Annotated in this window: 1 protein-coding gene; it reads right to left on the reverse strand. The window is 60.6% G+C overall.

What is annotated here, in order from left to right; all coding sequences use genetic code 11:
• Positions 1–734 (reverse strand): IS481-like element ISRel2 family transposase (locus PH551_RS32820; RefSeq protein ID WP_222141856.1); only part of this gene is annotated, 734 nt, incomplete at its 3' end.
• Between the last annotated feature and the right edge of the window lie 83 nt (positions 735–817).

Raw genomic sequence — 817 nt, forward strand, 5'->3', positions numbered from 1 at the left:
ACGTGCTTGAGGCCGTTGTCGCGACAAGCTTGGCCGAATGGCTTTGATGTGTAGCAGGGACCATTGTCGGTCATGACGCGCTCGACCGCGATCCCGAGGCTGGCATAATAGGCCAATGCCGCCTTCAAGAAGGCCACGGCGCTTTCTTTCGTCTCGTCCGGCAATATCTGTGAGAAAGCGATGCGAGAGGCATCGTCGATGGCCACATGAACGCATTCCCAACCGGCGCCCCAACTCTTGCCTCTGCGCGAACTCTGGCGAGTGCGATCGCCGGTGATGCGGTGGCCGACCTCATGAAACCGGCCGAGCTTCTTGATGTCGATATGAATCATCTCGCCGGGAGCCTGGCGTTCATAACGACGCACAGGCTCGGCCGGCTCGATATCCTTGAGGCGGGAGTGGCCTGCGCGCTTGAGAACCCGGCTCACCGTCGCTGCAGATACACCGGTTTCGATCGCGATGTGCTTGCCAGTCAGGCGCTGGCGGCGAAGCGTGATGATGCGCTCCGCCAGCGCCTGACTGGTCTGCCGGGGCATGGCATGAGGTCGGGAGGAACGATCGAGCATCGCCTCTCGACCACCGGCCTTGAAACGCTCGACCCAACGGGCGACGATCTTGGCCGCGACGCCATAGGCCTGTGCTGCCTGAGCCTGGGTCAGATGCCCTTCGATAACAGCAAGCGCCATTTGTTCCCGGCGCAACGGCGTCAGTCGGGCATTCTTATGAATGTTCATTCGCGGCGATCCTTCCGACTCGAGGTGTGATAGCTCCAGTCTCCTAAATCCGCTTTGAATGGACAACCTCCCGAAAGCTCACA

It is taken from the genome of Rhizobium atlanticum, from assembly GCF_030182485.1.
Lineage (GTDB): Bacteria > Pseudomonadota > Alphaproteobacteria > Rhizobiales > Rhizobiaceae > Rhizobium.